Source organism: Vibrio sp. QJM3NY_26, assembly GCF_057786005.1.
In genome coordinates this window covers 2,066,947-2,088,369 of record NZ_CM173515.1, presented here as the reverse complement: position 1 = coordinate 2,088,369, position 21,423 = coordinate 2,066,947, and the positions used below count along the sequence as shown (strand labels likewise).

Sequence of the window (21,423 nt, the reverse complement as noted above, 5' to 3'; positions counted from 1 at the left end):
GGCTCTAGGGATTTACAACAAAATGTGATGACGCCCTGCATCTACTGAGGCGAGAGCACCGATAATCAAATCTGCAATCTCAGATTTACTTATCGTTAAGGCCATCTAGGAAGCGTTCAGCATCCAGTGCAGCCATACAACCTGTACCCGCAGAAGTGATTGCTTGGCGGTAGTTATGGTCCATTACATCACCTGCAGCGAACACGCCTGGGATGCTGGTTTGTGTTGCGTTACCTTCAAGACCCGACTGAACGATGATGTAGTCATCTTTCATATCCACTTGGCCCTTGAAGATTTCAGTGTTCGGTTGGTGACCGATAGCAATGAACGCGCCCATTACTTCGATGTCTTCTGTCTTATCAGACTGAGTATCTTTAATACGAACGCCCGTTACGCCCATGTCGTCGCCCAGAACTTCGTCTAGTGTGCGGTCAGTGTGAAGAACAATGTTGCCGTTCTCTACTTTGTCCATTAAACGCTTAACAAGAATCTTTTCAGCGCGGAACGTGTCACGACGGTGAACTAGGTGAACTTCAGACGCGATGTTAGACAGGTAAAGAGCTTCTTCAACAGCGGTGTTACCACCACCAACAACCGCTACTTTCTGGTTGCGGTAGAAGAAACCGTCACACGTTGCACAAGCAGAAACGCCGCGGCCTTTGAATGCTTCTTCAGAATCTAAACCTAGGTACTTAGCCGATGCACCCGTTGAGATGATCAATGCATCACACGTGTACTCACCAGAATCGCCTTTAAGACGGAAAGGGCGGTTTGATAGGTCGACTTCGTTAATGTGGTCGAACAGGATCTCTGTTTCAAAGCGCTCTGCGTGCTCTTTCATGCGATCCATTAGAGCTGGACCCGTTAAACCTTCAGGATCACCCGGCCAGTTTTCTACTTCTGTTGTGGTGGTAAGCTGACCACCTTGCTGCATACCGGTAACCAGTACGGGGTTTAGGTTTGCACGAGCAGCGTAAACTGCAGCTGTATAGCCAGCAGGGCCAGAACCAAGAATCAATAAATTACAGTGCTTTACGTCGCTCATGAGGACTCCGAAATTGAAATTGTTTTTATTTATAATCGCTTAGGATTGTATGGAAAATATGGAGGCAATAAAAGGTTAAACAAGGGCTGAAGTGTAATTAATCGTTATACGTTAGAACTTAATCGAGACAAACGTTTTCGTGGCTGGCAATCTGGGAGAAATCTCAGTCAAAAAATGCATAAGACTAACTATCACAAATAGGCTTTGGCTATAACCTCAAAAAATTAAGAGACTTTCAGAGTGACTAACATCGCGAGTTAATCGTTCAACCTTAAGCTGTTGAATCAGACTAGTTCCATTCGAGGGGGGACTGTTCTCACATTTTTTGCATAGTGATGTGTATCGTATGTTTCCGTAAATTCTAATGCTGCTAGTAATTTGAATCCATTTACTAGCAGCAATAGGAAGCTTAAATAATTTCTTGATGGTTAGTGTTGTAATTGATTTGATTCGCTAATTGCTTCAAGTTTTTTTAGATATTCTTTACTTTGTTCAATATTTATTTTTTCACTTTCAATTATTGTCGGCAATAGCGAAGCATATCCCTTACTGGAAGCAATAATATTGTCTCCACTAGTTAACTCTAGTGAATCAAGTTCGGTTAAATGCGAAATTAAATTTTCTTCTGACTCTTCAAGTTTTCTAGTGTGAAATAAAGTAGATAGAGTTATATATTCTATTCGTTGTGTCTCGTTGAGTAAACATAAATGTTCTATATCGAAGAGCGTGTTACCGTCAAATATTATATGATTGAGATTCGTGTTATTTAGCTTGCTATTTTCTAAATTGGCACCCCTAAAGTCTGAACCATGTAGGTTAGTGTTTGTAAAATCAGCTAAACTGAGGTCAGAATCCTTGAAGCTACTTTCTATCAGAATTGCTGAATTAAAATCGCACCCAGTGAGATCACAATTTTCAAATGTAGAAAAGGATAGGTCTGAGTTTATAAATGTGGATTGTAAAAAATTAACATCTTCAATTTTAGCTTTAGTAAAGGAAGAACGAGTGAAATCTGAAAATCTAGCATACCCGCTACTCCAGTTAATAGAACTCAAGTCTGCATCTTTGAATAAAACATCATCAAGATCTGCATCTACAAATATAGTATGGGAGACATCACATTCAGAAAAGTTTGAATTCATGAAACTTGAATTATAAATAGTTACAGATTCGAAAATACTATTTGATAAATCGGAATTATCTAATGTACAGTCACTTAATATACAATTAGAAAATTCAGTGTGCGTAAGAATACAGTCACTTAGGTTTAGGGAGTCAACAGAATTAAGGAAAAAATAGCAGTTACTAAGATTGAAAAATGAGCCAACGGATAGCGCTAAAGAGTTTGGATTTGTACTATCAAAAGTTATATTTTTTAACCAGCCTAGGAGATCGTCTTGAGGCACTAGTAATAGTGAATGCTTTTGTGTTTGCTCTGCACAACAGTGGTGAGCTATTAGCATTGCTTCTTGAGCATTGGCCGCTTGTTTTGTCATTTCTCTGTATGTCATTGTAGAAAACTCTTCCATAGGAAGGCTTTTTTCTGAAGTATAGTTGATGAGTCGTAATATTGTTTCTTGCCACTTTAGCTGTATATCACAAGAATAAGCAGCAATTTCATTTTTCAAAAACTCGAAGATGTAACTATCTATTGGGGACGGACCACAGATTTTGATCCATTGCTTGATTGCTTCTGTTTCATTGAAACCGTCGTCAGGATCTTCGTCATAGCGCGCAAGGTTTTTAGCAATCTTTTTCAACAACGTTACGATTCTACGTGCTGTAATGTACTCCCCGAAACTTTTGTGAGTAAATTCAAACGTTTTATTCGTATTTGATAGTTTTTGGCTTTGTCTAAAATAAAATGCTGTCAATAAACGAGAGATACCTGATTCGGCACTCTGCTCAAAACTTTTTAGGTGTTCAACTAGGTTGCTATCTTGGCACTGTTTCTCAATACTTGCTAATGTTGCTGTTCTACCATGACCATGCCAAACAGCTAAAGCTACCTCTTCTAATACGCGTTCAAACTTGTCTACTTTCAGGTTACCTGTGCCTTTATGATGACCATGATCCCATTGTCTTTGGTGAACTGATTTCAATAGGTCGCGGTAGATTTCATTGAGGTGGACTGTGTCAGAAAAATTGAGCTCGCCTCGTTCGTAGGTGAGAGCTACCAAGTAGTTAAGCAAAGGTTCTTTAGTTATCGGTTTTAGGTTGTTGCCCATAAGTTCTGTGGGTAATGATTGATAACTTTTTCCTTTGGCTAGGCCATAGTTCTTCCACCAAAGGTCGCGTTGGTCTACTTTTAGTAGATCGTTGGGATCGATACTAAGAGCACTGATATTTGTGCCTACAACGTAGGGTAAAAGGTGAAGAGTTTGTTTTGTACCTCGGAGGCGATCGCTGCACGCTTGAACGGATAGATCTCGTCCGGTAATAATTACTTGACGGCGGTGCTGTTGATCGTTGAAGCGATTAATTTTGGCAAAAACTTCATCTACGAAAGAGCGAGCAGAATCTGCAGCTGCTTTGCCCTGCATCGAAAGTTCATCTAGTCCGTCAAAAATTATTAGTAGGCGACTTTGACCATATTTCCCGTCAATGGGATTGGTAGACAGGTAGCGGTCATCTTGAATATATTGCCCAATGGCTGATGTTAGATCGCCGGATATGTCAAAGTGTTGCAGCGGGATGAATAGAACAGGAAGGCTTGGCATGCTCTCAGCCAAATCAGAGGCTAACATTTTTGCAAAAGAAGATTTACCCGACCCAGGCCCTCCACAGACTAATTTTATGGCATCATTCTCGTCAAAGTTAGATATCCAACGTTTAACTTCTTTATGTGTATCTACGATTTCATATGAAATCGTAGATGTTGAAAGGGCGGGACTGACTTTCTCTTCATTTTCTACTTCGTAATAACCTCTTAAAGGTACATAAATTTGCTTAAGTCCAAATGCTTCTGAGAATACAGGTTTGTTTGCCTCTTCTTGTAACCATGCGCTGTATTGTTTCCACTCTCGTTCAGATTTTGTGGACTGCAAAAATGGACTAGTTACACCCTCTTCTATCGTAAAGTATTTTGAAGAATTACTAGTCCATTCTTTATGCAGTTCAATTACAAAGCGATCTATTAACCTTAGGTAGATCGCCTTAGCACTTGCTTCGGGGATACCAAGACAACGTAACCAATCTACAAGCGGTTGTTCAATAGTCTTGAGAAGTTCAAGTTCTTTAGGTCTGTCAAAAAAATCGGCACTTATCCCGACTGGTTTTGAATCCATAGATGCGGATATAATTTTAGCTAAATCTTCCGGGTCATGGTGCTCGGTTGCTTCTTCAATGAAATCCGCATTTTCAGATACGAGATAGAAAATAGATTTATGAAGCGATGTACTTATTAACTCCCAAGCTAGAATTTCAGGCCCTTTTTCTTGGTCAGAAAGGGACTTAAACATATCAAGAATATGCTCTCCAGCACCTTTCGCGTCTTGCATTGCAACGTTTAGGGCTAGCTTACCTAAGGCCGTGAAGAACTCTTTAGGGTCGAAAGAAATTGCATCATTCCAATTAGAAATTGGATGTTGAGTGGTGAAATCAAATTGTATATCAGACATTTTCATAGCCTTATTTCTAGCCAAATTGGTGATTTTTTTGTTAAGAGAGTTTTAAGGTGTGCACTTACACTTCTTATTTTTAATATTTAAACCCTTTATCCTGACCAAACGACTTCGCCGATGATCTCAAATCAACGGTGGTCATTTCATTTCTTGTTAGTTCTCACGGTTAGTAGGTTGTGATGTTGCTGACTACGTTCAAGCCTGATTTCGTAAATTGCAGGCGCTTCACCATTCTTAATTCTAGGCGCATTGCTGTCTCCGAGAATAAACTCTGTAAATCAGTGGTTTAGATTAGCATATATCTTTTTATCAATGCAGTTTCATTTGAGGGCGGCCGAGTTCCCCCCGAACTCGACCTGTTCCAGACGCGCAAGCAAAGGCGTTTGGTTTCTGGCGTACTCATAAATTAACCAATTTCAGTTTGTTGTGTAAATAATCAATAGCTTGGCAATTGATAGGTAAGTCGTATTTCGCGGTGCAAAAGCATAGAAATGAATGATGGCGAGCGTGATGCCTGAGCTCATGCAAGGAGGCTGGCGTATTGAAGCGAAAGGGCTGACACAATACGAAACATGGCTAGCCAGTTAATAATATCGTTAAATTTAAATTTGTAGGGATTTATAACTAGCTAGTGGAGTGTGCTAGTTTTAAGAGTTGGTCATCTTTTATTCTGGTGTTATACACTGCTTTTGATTTTCAAGTTGGATTTAGTGTCTGAATTATTAAATCTGACGGGATAAATGATTGTTTAATGTTGATTTGACAAGATCTTCAAGTATCCTTTATGTAAACAAAACGTTAAATATCGAAAGTAAATTAACAATCATTAAGGAGTCGATGATGTTACATGCTCACGAAAATACCCTACATATTACCCACCTCAGTAACCACGCGGTTGAGGAGTTGTCACCATCATTCTCTAAGCTACCAAGCACAGAGCATGCGGATGGCCAGTTTCGATTGAGAAGATACTCGGTGGTTCAATTCAGTAATGGACAAGTCGTTGAGCAAGACAAACATAACTTTGTTCAGTCTGAAAACATTAATCACTTTCAAGGTGACGTTGTTCGCCAGTTCGAGCCGATTGAAGCGAATATTTTAGGCAGTGAAGGCATGCAGGAAATGTGTGAACTGTTTATTGAAACCAACGGGCTTGAAGACGGGCAAGAAATCGAAATCCATCAAATTCGTATTGCCGCTATTTTTGAAGAGACTCAAGTTGCTCCTGAAGGTGTTCACCAAGATGGTTTTGACCATATCGCTTTGATCGGTGTGAACCGTCACAACATTGTGGGCGGTGAAATCATGCTGTATCAAGATTCACATGAAGCGCCATTCTTTAGAAAAGTGTTAGGTGATGGCGAGGTTGCGATGCTGGCAGACAGTAAGCTTTGGCACAATGCACAGCCGATTCGTACCATAGACCACGATGAGATGGGCTATATGGATGTGTTTGTTCTAACAGCTAAGGATGCGCGCAATGTCCTTCACTCTTAATGATGTGCGCCAACAGTTTAGTGCTTTAGGCCAATATCATAACGGCAAGCCTGTGACCTTTTTTGATGGGCCTGGTGGATCTCAGGTACCAGAGAATGTTTTAGCTTCGATGACCGAATACCTAGGGCATTTCAATTCAAACCTAGGCGGCCACTATTTTTCTAGCCAAAAGACGACGAGCTTAATGCAGCAAGCACGAGAAGCGGCGCAAGCACTGCTAAATGCGGAGTCTTCTGGCAACGTTGTGTTCGGTGCGAACATGACATCTCTAACCTTCCAACTTAGCCGAGCGATCAGCCGCGATTGGAAAGAGGGCGATGAAGTTATCGTCACGGCGTTAGACCATTACTCAAATGTATCGAGCTGGCAGCAAGCGGCAGACGACAAAGGCGCGATTGTTCGCCAAGTTCGTGTAGACGAGTCGGATTGTAGTTTGGATATGGCGCATTTTGAATCGCTGCTTAACGAGAAAACCAAGCTTGTCGCAGTCACGTTTGCTTCGAATACGACAGGCTCTATTGTCGACATGGCGAAAGTTATCGAGCTTGCACATCAGCATGGTGCGCAGGTTTATGTCGATGCCGTTCATTACGCGCCACACCACTTGATTGATGTTCAGCAACTGAATTGTGATTTCTTAGCGTGCTCGGCTTATAAGTTCTTCGGCCCGCATGTTGGCATTGCTTATGTTGCGCCTCAATGGCTGCATACTTTAAAGCCTTACAAGGTAGAGCCTGCAACCAATATCGGCCCAGGTCGATTTGAGACTGGCACCCAAAGTTTTGAAGGCCTTGCTGGTGTGATTGCGGCGGTGGATTACTTGGCACAGTTAGGTGATCCAGCCGATTCATTGCGTTCTCGTTTAGAGCAAAGCTACGCGTTGTATAATAAGCACGAAAGCCAGCTCAGTGAGTACTTTCTTAAACGTTTGGCCGATCTTGAAGGTGCAAAACTTTATGGGAAAACCGAGTTTGATTCGAATCTAAGAACCCCAACGTTTGCGGTTACCTTTGATAACCATTCTCCAGAGTTCATCGCTAAAAAGCTGGGTGAGCATAATATCTGTGTGTGGAATGGTCACTTCTACGCATTAGGGCTGGTGAAGCAGTTGGGTATTGAAGAGCAGGGCGTGGTGCGTATTGGTTGTATGCATTACAACTCGATTGAAGAGATTGACTTGTTGTTTAATGTGCTTGAAGGGATCTTGCGAAGCCACTAGCACTTAATAGCTATAGAATTAGAAAAGAGCATGCTTCTCTCAAGAATATTGAGTAGGAAGCATGCTCTTTTTGTTTGATTGAGCTTATTTGATCAACGCCAGTTATTCGAATAAGCCCTTGATTTAACTAAGACAGGTGCTTAACCAGAGCTGCACCTACTGCGTGCGCACTGGTTGGGTTCTGACCGGTAATCACTCGCTCATCAACAATCACAAGCTCATGCCAAGGTTGAACCTTATTGAAACGCGCTGCGCTACGAGCAAGAGATTCTTCCAATAAGAACGGAATGTCATTGATGGTGCCAAAGTCGATCTCTTCTTCGCGTGTAAAGCCAGTCACCGATTTAGAGCTTAATAGCTTCTCGCCGTTGCTTAAAACAATCGGAAGCAGTGCTGCTGGACCGTGACATACTGATGCGATCACACCGCCATCTTCATAATGCTTAGCGGCAATCGTTGCAAATTGCTCATCGGTTGCTAAGTCAGAAAGTAGGCCGAATCCACCTGGGTAGAAGATAGCATCGTAGCTTTCTACATTAACTTGGCTTACAGGAATTGTGTTGTTAATGCGGTTCTGGAAGTCATCATCAGCCAAGATCTCGGCGTTTACTGAATCCCCTTCAATATCGGTTCCGTACAATGGGCCTTTGCCACCCTTGATAGACGCGATGTCGTACTCAAAACCCGCAGCAATGATCTCTTTCAGAGCATGAGTCAGTTCAGGCGCGTAAGTACCGTTCGCTTGATCTGTATCGCCTAGTGTTGCGTGGTTAGTTACAGGTATTAGTATTTTTTTCATGATTCGTCCCTTTGAGCACGTTTGTTTGGTTTCAGCGTTGTGGTTTTTCTTTAGGCATCGTGGTTTTTATTTAGAAAACCAAAGTTTTCAATTTAGATGCCGCTGTTTCGTTATCTGTAATACTAGTAGTAAACCATTTGAGTGATAATATGCCGAATAGGCAAAACATTATTGCTATATAGCAATAGTAAGATGTGAATTAGTTGGGTGTGAATTTGTTAGACGTAAACAGGTGAAGTATGGATAGCTTTGAAGGGATTAATGAGTTTGTTGCGGTAGCCGAATGTCACGGCTTTTCTGCAGCAGCAAAACAACTGGGTTGCAGTACCAGTCATGTAAGTCGCCAAGTTTCAAGGTTAGAAGAGAGAGTGGGTGTGGCATTGCTTGCACGATCTACACGAATGGTGAGCCTGACCGAATCGGGTCACACCTATTATCAGCAGTGTAGAGATTTGGTCATTGGGCTTCAGCAAGCGAACGAGCAAGTGACTTCTCAACAGACTCAGCTTAGCGGTACTTTGCGTGTGAGTGCCGCAGGTGCATTTGCAGAAAACCATGTCGCGGCGGCGCTGATGGAATTTGCCAAAGATCATCCTGAGCTAACCATAGAAATGAATTTCAATACCAAGATGGTTAACTTTATCGAAGATGGCATCGACTTCGCGATTCGTTATGGCCGATTGGATGATTCAGGGTTGGTGGCAAGAAAGCTCGTCGATCGCCCGATGGCGGCAGCAGCCAGTAAAGATTATATAAATCAATTTGGTACGCCCACTCACCCAGAGCAGTTAAAGTTACACAGCTGTATTATCGCCAACAGTGATCAGTGGCTATTTGAGAAAGAGGGTAAACCGTTGAATGCGGTACGAGTGCATGGGCGCTGGCGCAGCAACAATTCGAGCGCAGTACTGAAAGCATGTGAAGAGGGGCTTGGTGTTGTCTATCTGCCCAAAAGCAGTTTCAATAGCGGACTGACTAATGGAAAACTGGTCCCGGTGCTTGAAGAGTATTGGGGTGCGGGAACCAGCAGTTGGGTTGTATATCAAAACCGCCGTTTTTTACCCCAGAGAGCACGGTTAGCGATCGACTTCTTAGTCGCTTACTTTTCGGATTGGAATGAATAACCGACAAGGTTTCAAGCGAACAGCCAACAAGATAGAAGTGAATAATGAACGGATTTGAAAAGAGTCGTGATTAGCTCTAGCTACCTATTTGAAAGCGGAAAACAGAAAAGCTAATGCTTACATAGATATACGTTATCTTTTTTTGTTTTTTGACGCGAGTAATAGGATTGAGATACTTGTCTACTTTTAGTGACTCGTGTTAGCGATAGAATTGTAGAGAAGCCTGTAGCAGTACGATATACTAGATACCATATTAATGCCCCTAACGCGTGAAAGATTGTGTGGAAGCGTTGGCAGGATGTGTTGTTATGCTCCAGTTTGTGGGGTGTAGCGAGAGTGCGGAGTTGGCAATGTCTTCAATAAATTTCGAATCCACGTACGGTGTAATAACTATTCAAGATATGAATGTAGTTAGTGTTGACGCTAATTATGCTCGCATCTATGGATACCAATCACCCGAAGAACTACTTACTAATATAGATAGCTTCCTAGATCTAATCTCAGAAGAATACCATGTTTTAGCCTATCAAAATTACCTTGAAACGATCAGTGGTCAACGCGATCCGCAGGTCCACACCTATGTTAATGTTGATCGCAATGGTCGAGAGTTCACAGTATTCTCTATTGACCATGTGACAGAGTGGAAAGGTCGGCCAGCACTGCAAGTCACGGTGATCGATCTTTCCCCTGCGATTCAGCTACAAAATGCGGTGCGTGAACAAGATAAGATGTATCACGATATGATCATGCAATCAGGGCAGGGCATCTTGGTTCACCGAGAGTTCAAACCGCTGATGGTCAATCAATCGTGGGTTAAAATGCAGGGTGGTTCTTCCATAGAGCAAGTTTTAAAGCTGGACTCTATCCTTACATTGGTGCCAAAACAGAATACGGATGGTATCAGTAAGCACTATCAAGCGATCGTGTCGGGTGAGTTGTCGGGAACCAGCACTGTGGTTGAAAACATTGGGTTCGATGGCATTCATCGATTCTTCAATATTTACGATAATGCGATTACTTGGCGAGGTCAGCCGGCTGTTCAAGTTGTGCTCGAAGATGTCACTCAAAAAGTGATGTTGGAAAAGCAATTGGTTCATCAAGCGAATTACGATGAAATGACTGACTTACTCAATCGCAGAGCGATTTATGAGTGGTTAAGGGAACATATTGCCTCTGATACTCATGTCGTCAGTATGCTGCTTGATATCGATGACTTCAAATCGATCAATGATGCTTACGGCCATATGGTGGGCGATGAGGTTATTTGCGCATTGGCTAACATTACTCAACGTAATGTTGAGAGAGTGGGTGGTGTGGCAGGCCGCTGGGGTGGAGAAGAGTTTATTCTCTTTATTCCCAATGCGTCACCTAACGTTTCGCGAGAAGTTTCTGATCAGATCCGACAGCAATTTAATCAGGTCGAGTTCAAAGTGGGCGAACAGATTCGTTTTAATGTGAGTGTGAGTATCGGAGTGAGTGATAGTCGATCTTGCGATGGAAAAGTGTCCATCGATGCACTCGTCAACCTCACAGACCAATCTTTGTATCGAGCCAAAGCGAATGGAAAGAACTGCGTGTGCGGAGAAGTGTTTTCTAGCGATATAAGCCAAGCATTACCGCACTAGACGACTTCAATCTATTGAGTAAACTCGATCAATTTAGTACACCCAATCAATTTAGAAGCATAAGCTATAAATCTAGAAGCTAAAGCCATAAATTTAGAAGCATAAGCTATTAATCTAGAAGCTTAAGCCATAAATTTAGAAGCATAAAAATAAAGCTAACTAGGGTGTCACCCCGTTATAATGTTTGGTCATGATACAAAAATGCCCTCAAGCAATTGCTGAGGGCATTTTAGTTTTAGCTCATCAAAGCCGTTTAGCTTTCACCGATCAAAGCCGTTTAGCTTTGGTTTATCAAAACAGCGATCATCTCAAAACCGTTGGCTTACTAAGCAGAAACTTCTACTTCGTAAGAGCCAAATTTACGGATGTTAATCACACCAGTATCCAAGATAAGGTATTGGCCTTTGATGCCTTGCAGCACGCCAGATACTTCAGGGTTCTTGTCAAAGTTATGAGAAACAATCTTCACCGGGTGCTGCTCAACTGGGTAGCTCAGTGAAGTGATGTTCTCACTAAGAATCTCGATGGCATCGTCGCCAAACTTCGCTCTGATCTCTTGGATTTTATCCTCAACCAATGGCAATAGCTCTTTGGCTTTTTCTACCAACTCCATATCGTCACCGTCGCCTTTTAGCAACGTGCGCCAGTTGGTTTTGTCGGCAATGTGTTTTGCTAACTCAACTTCAATCAGGCCAGAAATCTGACGTGTTTTTACCTTCAAGATCGGCAGGCCTTGAGTGGCACCTTGGTCAATCCAGCGAGTAGGAATTTGAGTGTGACGAGTGATACCCACTTTTAGGCTTGATGTGTTCGATAGGTAAACGAAGTGATCAACCATGCAGTTCGCTTCGCCCCATTCAGGCTCACGACAAGTACCTTCATCGTAGTGGCAAGTTTCTGGCTTCATGATGCACATGTCGCAGCTTGCTAGCTTTCTCATGCACACAAAGCAGTGGCCTTGAGAGTAGCTTTTCTTGGTTTTCTTGCCACACGAGCAGCAAAAAATATTACCGGTGTGAGTGAGGTTGATGGTTTTACCAATCAGAGGGTTTAGCTCTACAAACTCTTCACCGACAGGTAAACGGTAGGTAACCGCACCATCGAGCGAAGCACTCATTTTCTTGAGTGTTCCTTTTGCTAATAAAGACATGACATTACTCGTTGTATTTTGATTATTATTTCGTCGACTCGGACGCTCTGTAAGCAGGCGTTACGGTTAACGATGATTATGCGATGAGTATAACAAATAGAGTCCGTTTTAATACGCAATATTACTTGATTATTGCGATGGATAATTGATGAGTAAACGCTCGCTTAAAATTATGGTATGACATTTTTTTCAGGCGTGATATAACGTTTTTTAGTAAATTATTGGAATTAAGATCACTAATTTACCTAACTTATTTTTTATCGTGAAATCCCAACTATAGGGACCTTAAGCCGGAAGCTTAGACGTGAAGTGGATCCATAAAATAGTCATCTTTTTAGTTATCACGACACTGGCGATTGTCCAGTATTACCGTGTGAGCGGAAATCGTGTGATAACGGCAATTGCGCCGGATAAATATGAGTTTATCGCGACCAGCGATCAAGTGGATAGGGGCGTCAGTACGTCCCAATTATCTTATCAAAATGGCCAGTATATTCTCAACTGTGAGCTTAAAGAATCTGAGTATCCGTGGCCTTATTGCGGCTTATCGATTCGTATCAACCCAGACATTACCACTGGCCTTGACCTTTCGCAGTACCACACCTTTAGAGTCAATATTGATTACCATGCGGAGGCCGATTCTAGCGGTCGTTTGCGAACTTACCTGCGTAATTATAATCCTGCTTATTCGGTTCCTGATGACGAGTACACGCATAAGTACAACGGGATGGAGTTTTCTCCTGGCGTGGATGGTGGTGTGATTGAGATTCCGATCAAAAACCTGCAAGTAATGACATGGTGGTTAGCGGATAACGAGATTGCGCTAGAGCATTCAGCGCCTGAGTATTCGAATGTGAATATGGTCGAGTTTGCTACCGCGTCTGGTGCGAAACTGGGTCACCACAGAATAGTCATCCGCAGTATTGAGTTCGAGGGATCTTATATTTCAGGCGAAAGCTTGTTCCTTATCTTACTGTTTGTTTGGGTTGGTACAGGCACCGTATTCTTATTGTCTGAGTTAAACCGTTCAAGAAAACGTATGGTGCTTGCAGAGAAAAGGCATCATCACTTAAAGAACGTCAATCGAGCACTGAGAGAGCAAAACTTTGAGTTTTCAGAAAAGGCTCATCGTGATGAACTGACTGGGATTCTCAACCGACACGCGATTCGTGATTGGCTAAAAATGCAGTCTCAGCAGGTAAAGCAGGGGCATGGAAAGCTGAGTATGTTGTATCTCGACATTGACTACTTCAAGAGCGTCAACGATAAATACGGACACCAAATGGGTGATCATATTTTACGAGAATTCAGCATGGTGGTCGGCAGTTCGATCAGCGCTTCCGACAAATTGGTGAGATGGGGTGGTGAAGAGTTCATTGTTTTTTGCCCGGAGACTGATCTTGGCGAAGCACAAAGAAAGGCCGAGAAAATCCGACTTTTAGTCAGCCAGCACCTTTGGGTTCATGGCGATCCACTGACATGCAGTATTGGTGTTGCCGAGATGAAACAAGAGCGGGTGACAGAGACCATTGCTCGCGCTGATGAAGCTCTATATCAAGCGAAGCATTCAGGTCGAAATCAGGTGATCTTGAGTCACTAATCTGAAAATTGTTTTGGTTAGTTTATAAGCCACACGTGCATATGTGACGTGTGGTATTTTTATGGGCGCTATATGAGTTTACCCTCTAGAGCCTTTGTTGATTTGCTTGGATAACGTATAAAAAATGATCTCACTGTTCTTTAAATGCTTGCTCGGTGCCGCGGCTGTTTTGTTGATTGCGCTACTGTCGAAAAGTAAGAGCTTTTACATCGCAGGCTTAGTGCCGTTGTTTCCAACCTTTGCTCTGATTGCTCACTACATTGTTGGCACGGAACAAACCATGGTGGAGTTACGTACCACGGCACTCTTTGGCTTGTTCTCGCTTGTGCCATACGCGGCTTATCTTGGCGCGGTTTATGTGTTCAGTTATCGCTACAATTTGGTATCGACGCTTTCTTTAGCCACTGTCGTTTGGGTTATGTGTGCTTCTATGCTGCTGTTAGGTTGGACGCGTTTGGTGCCAAGTGTGGCGTGAGAGCCAGATCTTAGAACGGTAATGAGTGCTTGGTGGCAAGTTGATACAAAAAAGGTGACAAGTTGACACAAAAAAGGTGGCGCGGGGCCACCAAAAGGGAAAAGCGTTTCTTGTTTTTAGATGCCCGTTTAGCTGATTTAGTTAGTTAAACTGATCTGGTTAGTTAAACGGATCTTGCTCGTTAAACTGATCTTGTGAGCTGAGCGGGCATTTTTGTACTGGTTGAGCCGAGGGAAGCTGCAACCAGATTTTTTTGAGGGGGCATTCCTGTAAACATTTATCTATAAGCATTTACCTATAAATATGTGTTTCTAAGCACTTGCCTATAAAGCTTTCTCTATAAGCGTTTGCTGCTTACCAGAAGATCCAAGCGAACAGTGTTAGTACTAGGATACAAACTAAGTTCAACACCATACCGACTCGCATCATTTCTTTTTGTTTGATGTGACCAGAGCCAAATACAATCGCATTAGGTGGTGTCGCGACTGGTAGCATGAAGGCACAAGATGCGGCAATCGCAATCAGTGCAGATAAGATAACAGGTGACATCCCCAGCGCTTCAGCAATGGTTGCGAATACAGGGACAAGCAATGCCGCACTCGCTGTGTTACTCGCAAACTCCGTTAGGAATACCACGAACGCTACCACGGCTAGAATCGTAAGAAGCACGCCTGCTGTTTCTAAAAATCCGCTTAGTGAGTGTGCTAGGAATACGCTGGTTCCAGTCGCTTTCAGAATGTTACTTAAACAGATACCGCCACCGAACAGGATAAGTACACCCCAATCCGTTGTCTTCTCAACATCTTTCCATTCAACCGCTCTAGAAGCGCCAAGCAGTACAATGGCACCAATCGCCACCAAGCTATCAAACTTAGAGAATCCGCCAATCATTGCATTGATTGGTTTTCCGAATATCCAAAGCGTTACGGTTAAAAGGAAGATAGACAGTGTGATTTTTTTGCTGTTCGTCCACTCTACAGGAGCGTGGTCTAGCTCGAATTTATGGTCGAGCTTGGGCTTAGTCATCACGTATAAAACAATCATCGTGATTGGCAATAAGATCATTGAGATAGGTAGGCCAAGTGCCATCCACTCTGTGAAGCTCAAGCCGACTTCTGCCGCAGCAATTGCGTTTGGTGGGCTACCCACTAAGGTTGCGATGCCACCAATCGATGCACAGTAAGCGATGCCTAGTAGCACAAACACGTAGGTGTTACGGTCTTCACTTTGGTCAACTTTGTTCATGATGCCTAGAACAAGAGGAAGCATCATTGCTGTGGTGGCGGTGTTTGAGATCCACATTGATAAGCCCGCACTCACACCGAACAGCATGAACACGGCGACCGACATTCTGCCTTTTGCAATCAACAGTACTTTGTCAGCAATCGCCTTATCTAGTTCTTGCTTGTTCAGTGCGGCTGCTAATGCAAAGCCACCCATGAATAAGAAGATGATTGGGTTCGAAAAGTTAGCCAGCGCAGCGGGCGTGTTGAATACACCAAACAAGACAGCCAATAGGGGAACGAGCAAAGCGGTGATGCTGACGTGAATCGCTTCTGTTAACCATAGAATGGCAACGAACACGAGAATACTTAAACCTGTATTCACTTGCGCTTCGAATGGCAGGGTATTGAGCAAAAGTGCAAATAACGTGAAATTACCAATTAATATCATGCTGTTGCGGGTAAACAACCAGTGTTTCAGTGTAGTAACAAGTGCCGTCATAAGACGCTCCTTTTGTTATCCTCGTTTTATTGGTGCACGACTTCATTGAGTCGTGCTTATTATTTTCGAGGTATATAGCTTGATGTAGGGTCAGACTTTGTTGGAAGAATGTTACTCAAGTTAATAAAGGAGTGCTGGTGTGTTTTTGCTTAACAATGGGGAAGTGTGAGGCAACAAATTCAAAATGTGTAGTTTTCTACACATCGGTCTCTGCTGGTTCTAAAATAGGGCTTGCTGAGGGATCTGATATAGGGTTTACAGTGGGGTCAGTAATAGGGTTTGGAATCGGAAATGATTCCGGTTTTGGACTGGGTTGAATTGGCTCTTTAGGGCCAAGGAACTTTGGCGTTGTCCCTATAATATACAGATCAAGGAATGCTTTGGTGCGAGCAAACACTTCACGTAAACGTATTGAGGTTCCCGAATGGTGGGTTGGTCCTGAAACCGCCAAACACTGCGCATGAATATCGTAAGAATTGGCGATGAATAGCGCTCTTTCACAGTGGAATTTCTGAGTGATGATCAGGAAATTATCAGTATCGAATATCTTTTTGGCGCGAACAATCGAGTCCAAGGTTCTAAACCCCGCGTAATCTAGATTGATGCGTTCATCGGGGACACCCGCTTTCAACAAGTCGCGTTTCATCGTCCACGGCTCATTGTAAGAGCGATGAGCGTTATCGCCACTCAGTAGAAATTGATCCACTTTTTCACGATCGAACAGCTCAATCGCGGCTTCGATTCGGTGTTTATAATAGTCGTTGAGTGTTCTACCCAAATATTTGCTTGTGCCAAGCACAACCGCGACCTCAAGCTCGGGCACGTCATCAATATCGTAGATGATGCGATCTTCCGCTTGCCATGAAACCCAATAATCGATCGCAATAACCGCAGCGCTGCCAACTAAGAACACGAGGAAAGCGCCAAACAGAAAACCTTGCAGTTTTTTGTAAGCTTTTGATAAGTAGCTACGGAAAATGTGAGAATCAAATTTCACTCTCGGTATGGTCCTTTGACTGAGCATTAATTTTTGAGTGCTCGATAATACCAAATAAAAATGAGAAAAATCAGTTAAAAAGACAAGACAGTGTAAAGAAAAAAGCCCCTGCAGTTGCAGAGGCTCTTGTAAGAGTATAGTTAACGCTCTCTATTCCAAGCGGAGTGCGCTTTATTCAAAGTACTGCACGCTTTATTAGAATGCAGTACGCTTGTAGCGACGGTAAACCGGCTGCCAGAAATGCTGGTCAATCGCTTGTTGAAGAGCTTCTTCAGTGATCTCTAGTGCAACACCTTGCTCAATCGCTTTCTTACCAACGGCAAGAGCAATCTTCTTAGATACGGTGTGAATCTCTTCCAATGGTGGAAGTAGCGCACCTGAACCATTGATCGCAAGTGGAGAACACGTAGCAAGCGCACGGCTTGATTCCATCAGCATTTCATCAGTGATACGTGAAGCATTCACAGCCAATACACCAAGGCCAATACCTGGGAAGATGTAGCTGTTGTTACACTGAGCGATTGGGTAAGTGGTGCCGTTATGAGTTACTGGCTCAAATGGGCTACCTGTCGCAACCAGTGCTTGGCCATCAGTCCAACGAATAATGTCGTTTGGAGTTGCTTCAACACGGCTTGTTGGGTTAGACAGTGGGAACACGATAGGGCGTTCACAGTGTAGGTTCATCTCTTTGATGACTTCTTTGCTGAACAGACCTGGAGCACCAGATACACCAACCAATACTGTTGGTTTCGCGTGGCGAACGACGTCTAGTAGAGAGAAACCAGTGCCGTCGCTTTCCCAGTCTTTGGTGTTTTCGTTGGTTTGAACGAGACGCTGTTGGAAATCAAGCAGGTTTTGCATGCCTTCCTGTAGCAGACCCCAACGGTCAACCATGTAAACTTGAGAGCGTGCTTGTGCATCGCTGATACCTTCAGACACCATTTGAGCAATGATAGCTTCAGCAATACCACAACCTGCAGAACCCGCACCTAAGAAGGTGATGCGTTGATCTGAAAGTTTGCTGTTTGCTGCTTTACATGCTGCAAGTAGAGAACCAACCGTTACGGCTGCTGTGCCTTGGATGTCATCGTTGAAACAACAGAGGCGATCTTTGTAACGCTCAAGCAGTGGCATTGCGTTCTTTTGTGCGAAATCTTCGAACTGAACTAATGCATCAGGCCAACGGCGTTGAACCGCTTGGATGAACTCTTCAACGAATGCATCGTAATCCGCACCTGTGATACGAGGGTGACGCCAGCCCATGTACATTGGGTCTGCAAGACGTTGAGGGTTGTTTGTACCCACATCGAGCACGATTGGTAGCATGTAAGCTGGGCTGATACCGCCACAAGCTGTGTACAGTGCTAGCTTACCAATTGGAATACCCATGCCACCGATACCTTGGTCTCCCAAACCAAGAATACGCTCACCATCCGTAACCACGATAACTTTAACGTTGTGGTTTGTCGCATTGTTCAGTAGGTCATCGATACGATCGCGGTTCGGGTATGAGATAAACAGACCACGGCCACGACGGTAAATATTTGAGAAGTTCTCACATGCTGCGCCAACCGTTGGCGTGTAAATGATAGGCATCATTTCAGAAATGTGGTTTTGAACTAAACGATAAAAAAGCGTTTCATTAGTGTCTTGGATGTTACGAAGGTAGATATGCTTATCCATATCACTTTCGAAGTTACAATATTGCTTGTATGCACGTCCTACTTGCTCTTGGATTGTTTCGGTCGTTTCCGGTAACAAGCCTTCAAGGTTGAAAGAACTGCGCTCTTCAGCAGAGAATGCGCTGCCTTTGTTTAGAAGAGGGGTACTTAGTAGAGCAGGACCAGCATAAGGGATATATAGAGGGCGTTTATCGTTGTTCATTGGATGCCTAATATGGGAGAAAGGGTAACCGAAAAATGATAACGGTTTAGTTATTCAATTGTAAATAGTTTCCCTCCGATCTTTGCAAACAAAATGATATTCTTACCCATGTCCCACACTTATCGAATTCTAGCGCCATAATTCGTTATACTTCGCTCACACTTTTTCGCGACTCCTCCTTTTTATGTCATTACTTCCTATCGATTCTTATCAAAACGTATTCCACGAGCAAATCGCCAATTCTCACCTTGTAGTCGAAGCTGAAACCGGATCGGGTAAATCAACGCGTTTGCCACTTTGGGCTTCTCAACATGGACGAGTGCTGGTGGTGGAACCAAGACGTATCGCGTGTACGTCATTGGCTAAATACCTAGCACAGCAATCGGGTGAGAAGCTTGGTAGCAAGGTTGGCTATGCGATTAAGCTTGAGTCGGAGTACAACGAGCAAACTAACGTTGTTTTTGTGACGCCCGGTATCGCGCTGCGTTGGTTATCAGAAGATGGATTAGCCAGTTTTGATGTGATTGTGGTGGATGAGTTTCACGAGAGGCGCTGGGACATTGATCTGCTGGTGGCGATTCTGAAACAAAAAGAGAGCCATCGCTTGGTGATCACTTCAGCAACCATTGAAGGGGAGCGTCTTGCTCATTACTTGGATGCGAATCGAATTAGCTGTGAAGGCCGAACTTATCAAGTCGCTATTGAACACAGGGCGAATGAATCAAGAGCATTGCCCGATATTCGACATCTAGAGCAGCGCATTGCTGAAGAAGTGAATCATCAACTGATCGCTTCACATGGCGATATCTTGGTTTTCCTGCCGGGTAAAAAAGAGATCGTGCAATGTGAACAAGCCTTGGCAAAAAATCCAGATATCCAAGTGGTGAAGTTGCATGCATCGGTCAGTGATAAAGAAAGAGATTTAGCGCTCTCTGGCCAAAACCCTGATAACAACTATTTACGAAAGATCATTCTCGCTACCAACGTGGCAGAAACCTCATTAACCATTCCCGACATTGGTGTCGTGATAGATTCAGGATTGGAAAGACGAACCGTTCAACGCAACGGTAGAACGACCCTGATGCTCAAATCCATATCACGAGCCAGTGCCAAGCAACGAGCTGGCCGCGCGGGTAGGGTAATGGATGGTGTCTGCGTTCGACTGTATGGCGAGCATGCAGCGTTAGAGTTCGTCACACCACCTGAATTGCAGCGTGAAGAGCTGACCGAACCCATGCTTGCGGCGGCATGTTGTGGTGCTCCGCTTGAGAGCTTGTCCTTCCTTGATCCTATTCCTGAGAAGTCATTAAACAGCGCGACTCAAACCTTGCTGACGATGGAAGCGATTAGCGCTAATCATCAAATTACCGAGCATGGAAAGAAACTTTACCCGCTGCCAATTGACGCTTTGTATGCCGATATTGTGACTCGAATCAAAACCAAAGCATTAAAAGAAGCGGTAGTCGATCTCACAGCTGCGTTGTCCGTTCCTGCTCGCTTGTATCAATTACCAAACACCGCAGAACATTTGGAAGCGCTCGCGCAACAAGAGAAAGAAGGGTGTGATTTAAGCCTGTTGATTCAGATTGTTCGTGGTCGCGATTATCCGCATTTAGAAATCGACCAACAGGCACTGAATGAAGCACAAGGGCTGGCAAAGCAAATGCGTGAGGTGTTTGAACTTCCTCAGTTAGAAGTCGCGTCACGTTTCCAACGTATTGAACTGCTTAAGACTATTGTGAATTTGCATCCTGAGCTGGTGTTTGTGCGCAGACTGAAGAGGAAAGAAGCCTTTGCCAATGGAGTGTTAGAGGTAGTACTCGGCCGTCAGAATCGTTTCCCGGACAATGCACAAGCGATGTTGGTGCTGGACACGCACAGCTTGCCGGGAAGAGGTGTTAAGCAAACACTGACCTTAGCGACGGTCACGGCACCTATTCCTCTTGAGCTTATCATTGAAGCTGAACTCGGAGAGTGGGAGCAAGGTGAAACAAGAGTAAATGATGATGGTGTCTTTACCGAGATGGCTTTGGTGTACGCAGGCCGTACAATTACGACTAAGCTCGTCGCGGCTGAAGGGCAACTATCATTAAAGCCTATTGTCGATCTTGTGTTAAAAGGCGTCCAACTTCCCGGTTTTGCAAAGGTTCGCACTCAAGAAATCAAACACTGGCAGCTGTATGTGAAACTTGGGCTCGATGAACAAAAAAAATATACTCCTGAGATCGAGCAACTTAGCTTTGAACTATGGTTTATACAACAGCTTGAGGTGTTAGGGGTTACCGATGTCAGCGAGCTAGAAATGTTTGAACATTCAGACATTCCATTTGATGGTATCCCAGAATGGCTCTATTCAGAGTTCTCTGAAAAATACCCGTTTGCACTGAACCTTGCCGACTTGCAACTCGATGTAGAATACTTGCCCGCACGAAAGCTGATTTACGTTCACTATCAATCGGGTAGCCGAAAGTTATCACCAAAACGTTGGGAGCTGCCAACATGGTCTGGCTGGCGTATTCAATACAAAAAAGCGAGCCGGATAATTGATATAAAATAGATAGATAAGTTTTATCTCTAAAATATTAATCAAATAGGTGCATATATGATTATTCAGTGCTTATTTTGTTACAAAATTGATTTTTATATGCCTTTTTAACCAA

14 protein-coding genes are annotated in these 21,423 nt (G+C 43.5%); 7 read left to right on the top strand and 7 right to left on the bottom strand.

The window, feature by feature from the left end:
• Positions 1-85: 85 nt before the first annotated feature.
• Positions 86-1,045, bottom strand: a complete 960-nt coding sequence (trxB, locus tag AC3CH4_RS09190; RefSeq protein ID WP_012603688.1) for a thioredoxin-disulfide reductase — start codon at positions 1,043-1,045, stop codon at positions 86-88.
• Positions 1,046-1,473: 428 nt separating this feature from the next.
• A complete protein-coding gene (locus AC3CH4_RS09185) occupies positions 1,474-4,665 on the bottom strand; it encodes a pentapeptide repeat-containing protein (RefSeq protein WP_488542864.1) in 3,192 nt (1,063 codons plus the stop codon).
• A gap of 843 nt (positions 4,666-5,508) precedes the next feature.
• Between AC3CH4_RS09185 and AC3CH4_RS09180 the strand changes: the two genes are divergently transcribed.
• Together AC3CH4_RS09180 and AC3CH4_RS09175 are read left to right on the top strand one after the other, a co-directional pair.
• A complete protein-coding gene (locus AC3CH4_RS09180; protein ID WP_029223539.1) occupies positions 5,509-6,165 on the top strand; it encodes a 2OG-Fe dioxygenase family protein in 657 nt (218 codons plus the stop codon).
• Positions 6,149-7,384 carry a cysteine desulfurase-like protein gene (locus tag AC3CH4_RS09175; RefSeq protein WP_488542863.1) on the top strand — a complete coding sequence of 412 codons (1,236 nt, stop codon included), beginning with the start codon at positions 6,149-6,151 and terminating at the stop codon, positions 7,382-7,384. Before AC3CH4_RS09180 ends, AC3CH4_RS09175 begins: the two co-directional genes overlap by 17 nt.
• Before the next feature lie 127 nt (positions 7,385-7,511).
• On the opposite strand, the gene AC3CH4_RS09170 is transcribed toward AC3CH4_RS09175, so the two are convergent.
• Positions 7,512-8,183, bottom strand: coding sequence for a type 1 glutamine amidotransferase domain-containing protein (locus AC3CH4_RS09170; protein ID WP_102483134.1), 672 nt, complete (start codon positions 8,181-8,183; stop codon positions 7,512-7,514).
• A 239-nt stretch (positions 8,184-8,422) separates the two neighbouring features.
• On the opposite strand from AC3CH4_RS09170, the gene AC3CH4_RS09165 reads away from it, so the two are divergent.
• Entirely contained in the window at positions 8,423-9,307 is an 885-nt protein-coding gene (locus AC3CH4_RS09165; RefSeq protein ID WP_488542862.1) for a LysR family transcriptional regulator, read from the top strand.
• A gap of 401 nt (positions 9,308-9,708) precedes the next feature.
• Complete coding sequence (locus AC3CH4_RS09160) at positions 9,709-10,932, top strand: sensor domain-containing diguanylate cyclase (RefSeq protein ID WP_488543633.1); 1,224 nt, start codon at positions 9,709-9,711, stop codon at positions 10,930-10,932.
• 325 nt (positions 10,933-11,257) lie between these two features.
• On the opposite strand, the gene AC3CH4_RS09155 is transcribed toward AC3CH4_RS09160, so the two are convergent.
• Positions 11,258-12,082 carry a DUF2797 domain-containing protein gene (locus AC3CH4_RS09155; RefSeq protein WP_017070245.1) on the bottom strand — a complete coding sequence of 275 codons (825 nt, stop codon included), beginning with the start codon at positions 12,080-12,082 and terminating at the stop codon, positions 11,258-11,260.
• A gap of 304 nt (positions 12,083-12,386) precedes the next feature.
• Between AC3CH4_RS09155 and AC3CH4_RS09150 the strand changes: the two genes are divergently transcribed.
• Positions 12,387-13,682 carry a GGDEF domain-containing protein gene (locus tag AC3CH4_RS09150; protein ID WP_488542861.1) on the top strand — a complete coding sequence of 432 codons (1,296 nt, stop codon included), beginning with the start codon at positions 12,387-12,389 and terminating at the stop codon, positions 13,680-13,682.
• A gap of 124 nt (positions 13,683-13,806) precedes the next feature.
• On the top strand, positions 13,807-14,157 hold the full coding sequence (locus AC3CH4_RS09145) for a GlpM family protein (RefSeq protein WP_004733411.1): 351 nt from the start codon (positions 13,807-13,809) through the stop codon (positions 14,155-14,157).
• 354 nt (positions 14,158-14,511) lie between these two features.
• On the opposite strand, the gene AC3CH4_RS09140 is transcribed toward AC3CH4_RS09145, so the two are convergent.
• The 3 genes from AC3CH4_RS09140 to AC3CH4_RS09130 form a co-directional block, all read right to left on the bottom strand.
• On the bottom strand, positions 14,512-15,882 hold the full coding sequence (locus tag AC3CH4_RS09140; RefSeq protein ID WP_054547383.1) for an SLC13 family permease: 1,371 nt from the start codon (positions 15,880-15,882) through the stop codon (positions 14,512-14,514).
• Positions 15,883-16,078: 196 nt separating this feature from the next.
• Entirely contained in the window at positions 16,079-16,879 is an 801-nt protein-coding gene (locus AC3CH4_RS09135) for a SanA/YdcF family protein (protein WP_488542860.1), read from the bottom strand.
• Positions 16,880-17,074: 195 nt separating this feature from the next.
• Positions 17,075-18,763, bottom strand: a complete 1,689-nt coding sequence (locus AC3CH4_RS09130; protein WP_004733414.1) for an NAD-dependent malic enzyme — start codon at positions 18,761-18,763, stop codon at positions 17,075-17,077.
• Between the two features lie 184 nt (positions 18,764-18,947).
• Here AC3CH4_RS09130 and AC3CH4_RS09125 point away from each other — a divergent pair, with 184 nt between their 5' ends.
• On the top strand, positions 18,948-21,320 hold the full coding sequence (locus tag AC3CH4_RS09125) for a helicase-related protein (protein WP_488542859.1): 2,373 nt from the start codon (positions 18,948-18,950) through the stop codon (positions 21,318-21,320).
• Positions 21,321-21,423: the final 103 nt, after the last annotated feature.

Coding starts and splice junctions, on each gene's coding strand:
- trxB (WP_012603688.1), bottom strand. CDS start 1,045: ATGAGCGACGTAAAGCACTGTAATTTATTGATTCTTGGTTCTGGCCCT.
- AC3CH4_RS09185 (WP_488542864.1), bottom strand. CDS start 4,665: ATGTCTGATATACAATTTGATTTCACCACTCAACATCCAATTTCTAAT.
- AC3CH4_RS09180 (WP_029223539.1), top strand. CDS start 5,509: ATGTTACATGCTCACGAAAATACCCTACATATTACCCACCTCAGTAAC.
- AC3CH4_RS09175 (WP_488542863.1), top strand. CDS start 6,149: ATGTCCTTCACTCTTAATGATGTGCGCCAACAGTTTAGTGCTTTAGGC.
- AC3CH4_RS09170 (WP_102483134.1), bottom strand. CDS start 8,183: ATGAAAAAAATACTAATACCTGTAACTAACCACGCAACACTAGGCGAT.
- AC3CH4_RS09165 (WP_488542862.1), top strand. CDS start 8,423: ATGGATAGCTTTGAAGGGATTAATGAGTTTGTTGCGGTAGCCGAATGT.
- AC3CH4_RS09160 (WP_488543633.1), top strand. CDS start 9,709: ATGAATGTAGTTAGTGTTGACGCTAATTATGCTCGCATCTATGGATAC.
- AC3CH4_RS09155 (WP_017070245.1), bottom strand. CDS start 12,082: ATGTCTTTATTAGCAAAAGGAACACTCAAGAAAATGAGTGCTTCGCTC.
- AC3CH4_RS09145 (WP_004733411.1), top strand. CDS start 13,807: ATGATCTCACTGTTCTTTAAATGCTTGCTCGGTGCCGCGGCTGTTTTG.
- AC3CH4_RS09140 (WP_054547383.1), bottom strand. CDS start 15,882: ATGACGGCACTTGTTACTACACTGAAACACTGGTTGTTTACCCGCAAC.
- AC3CH4_RS09130 (WP_004733414.1), bottom strand. CDS start 18,763: ATGAACAACGATAAACGCCCTCTATATATCCCTTATGCTGGTCCTGCT.
- AC3CH4_RS09125 (WP_488542859.1), top strand. CDS start 18,948: ATGTCATTACTTCCTATCGATTCTTATCAAAACGTATTCCACGAGCAA.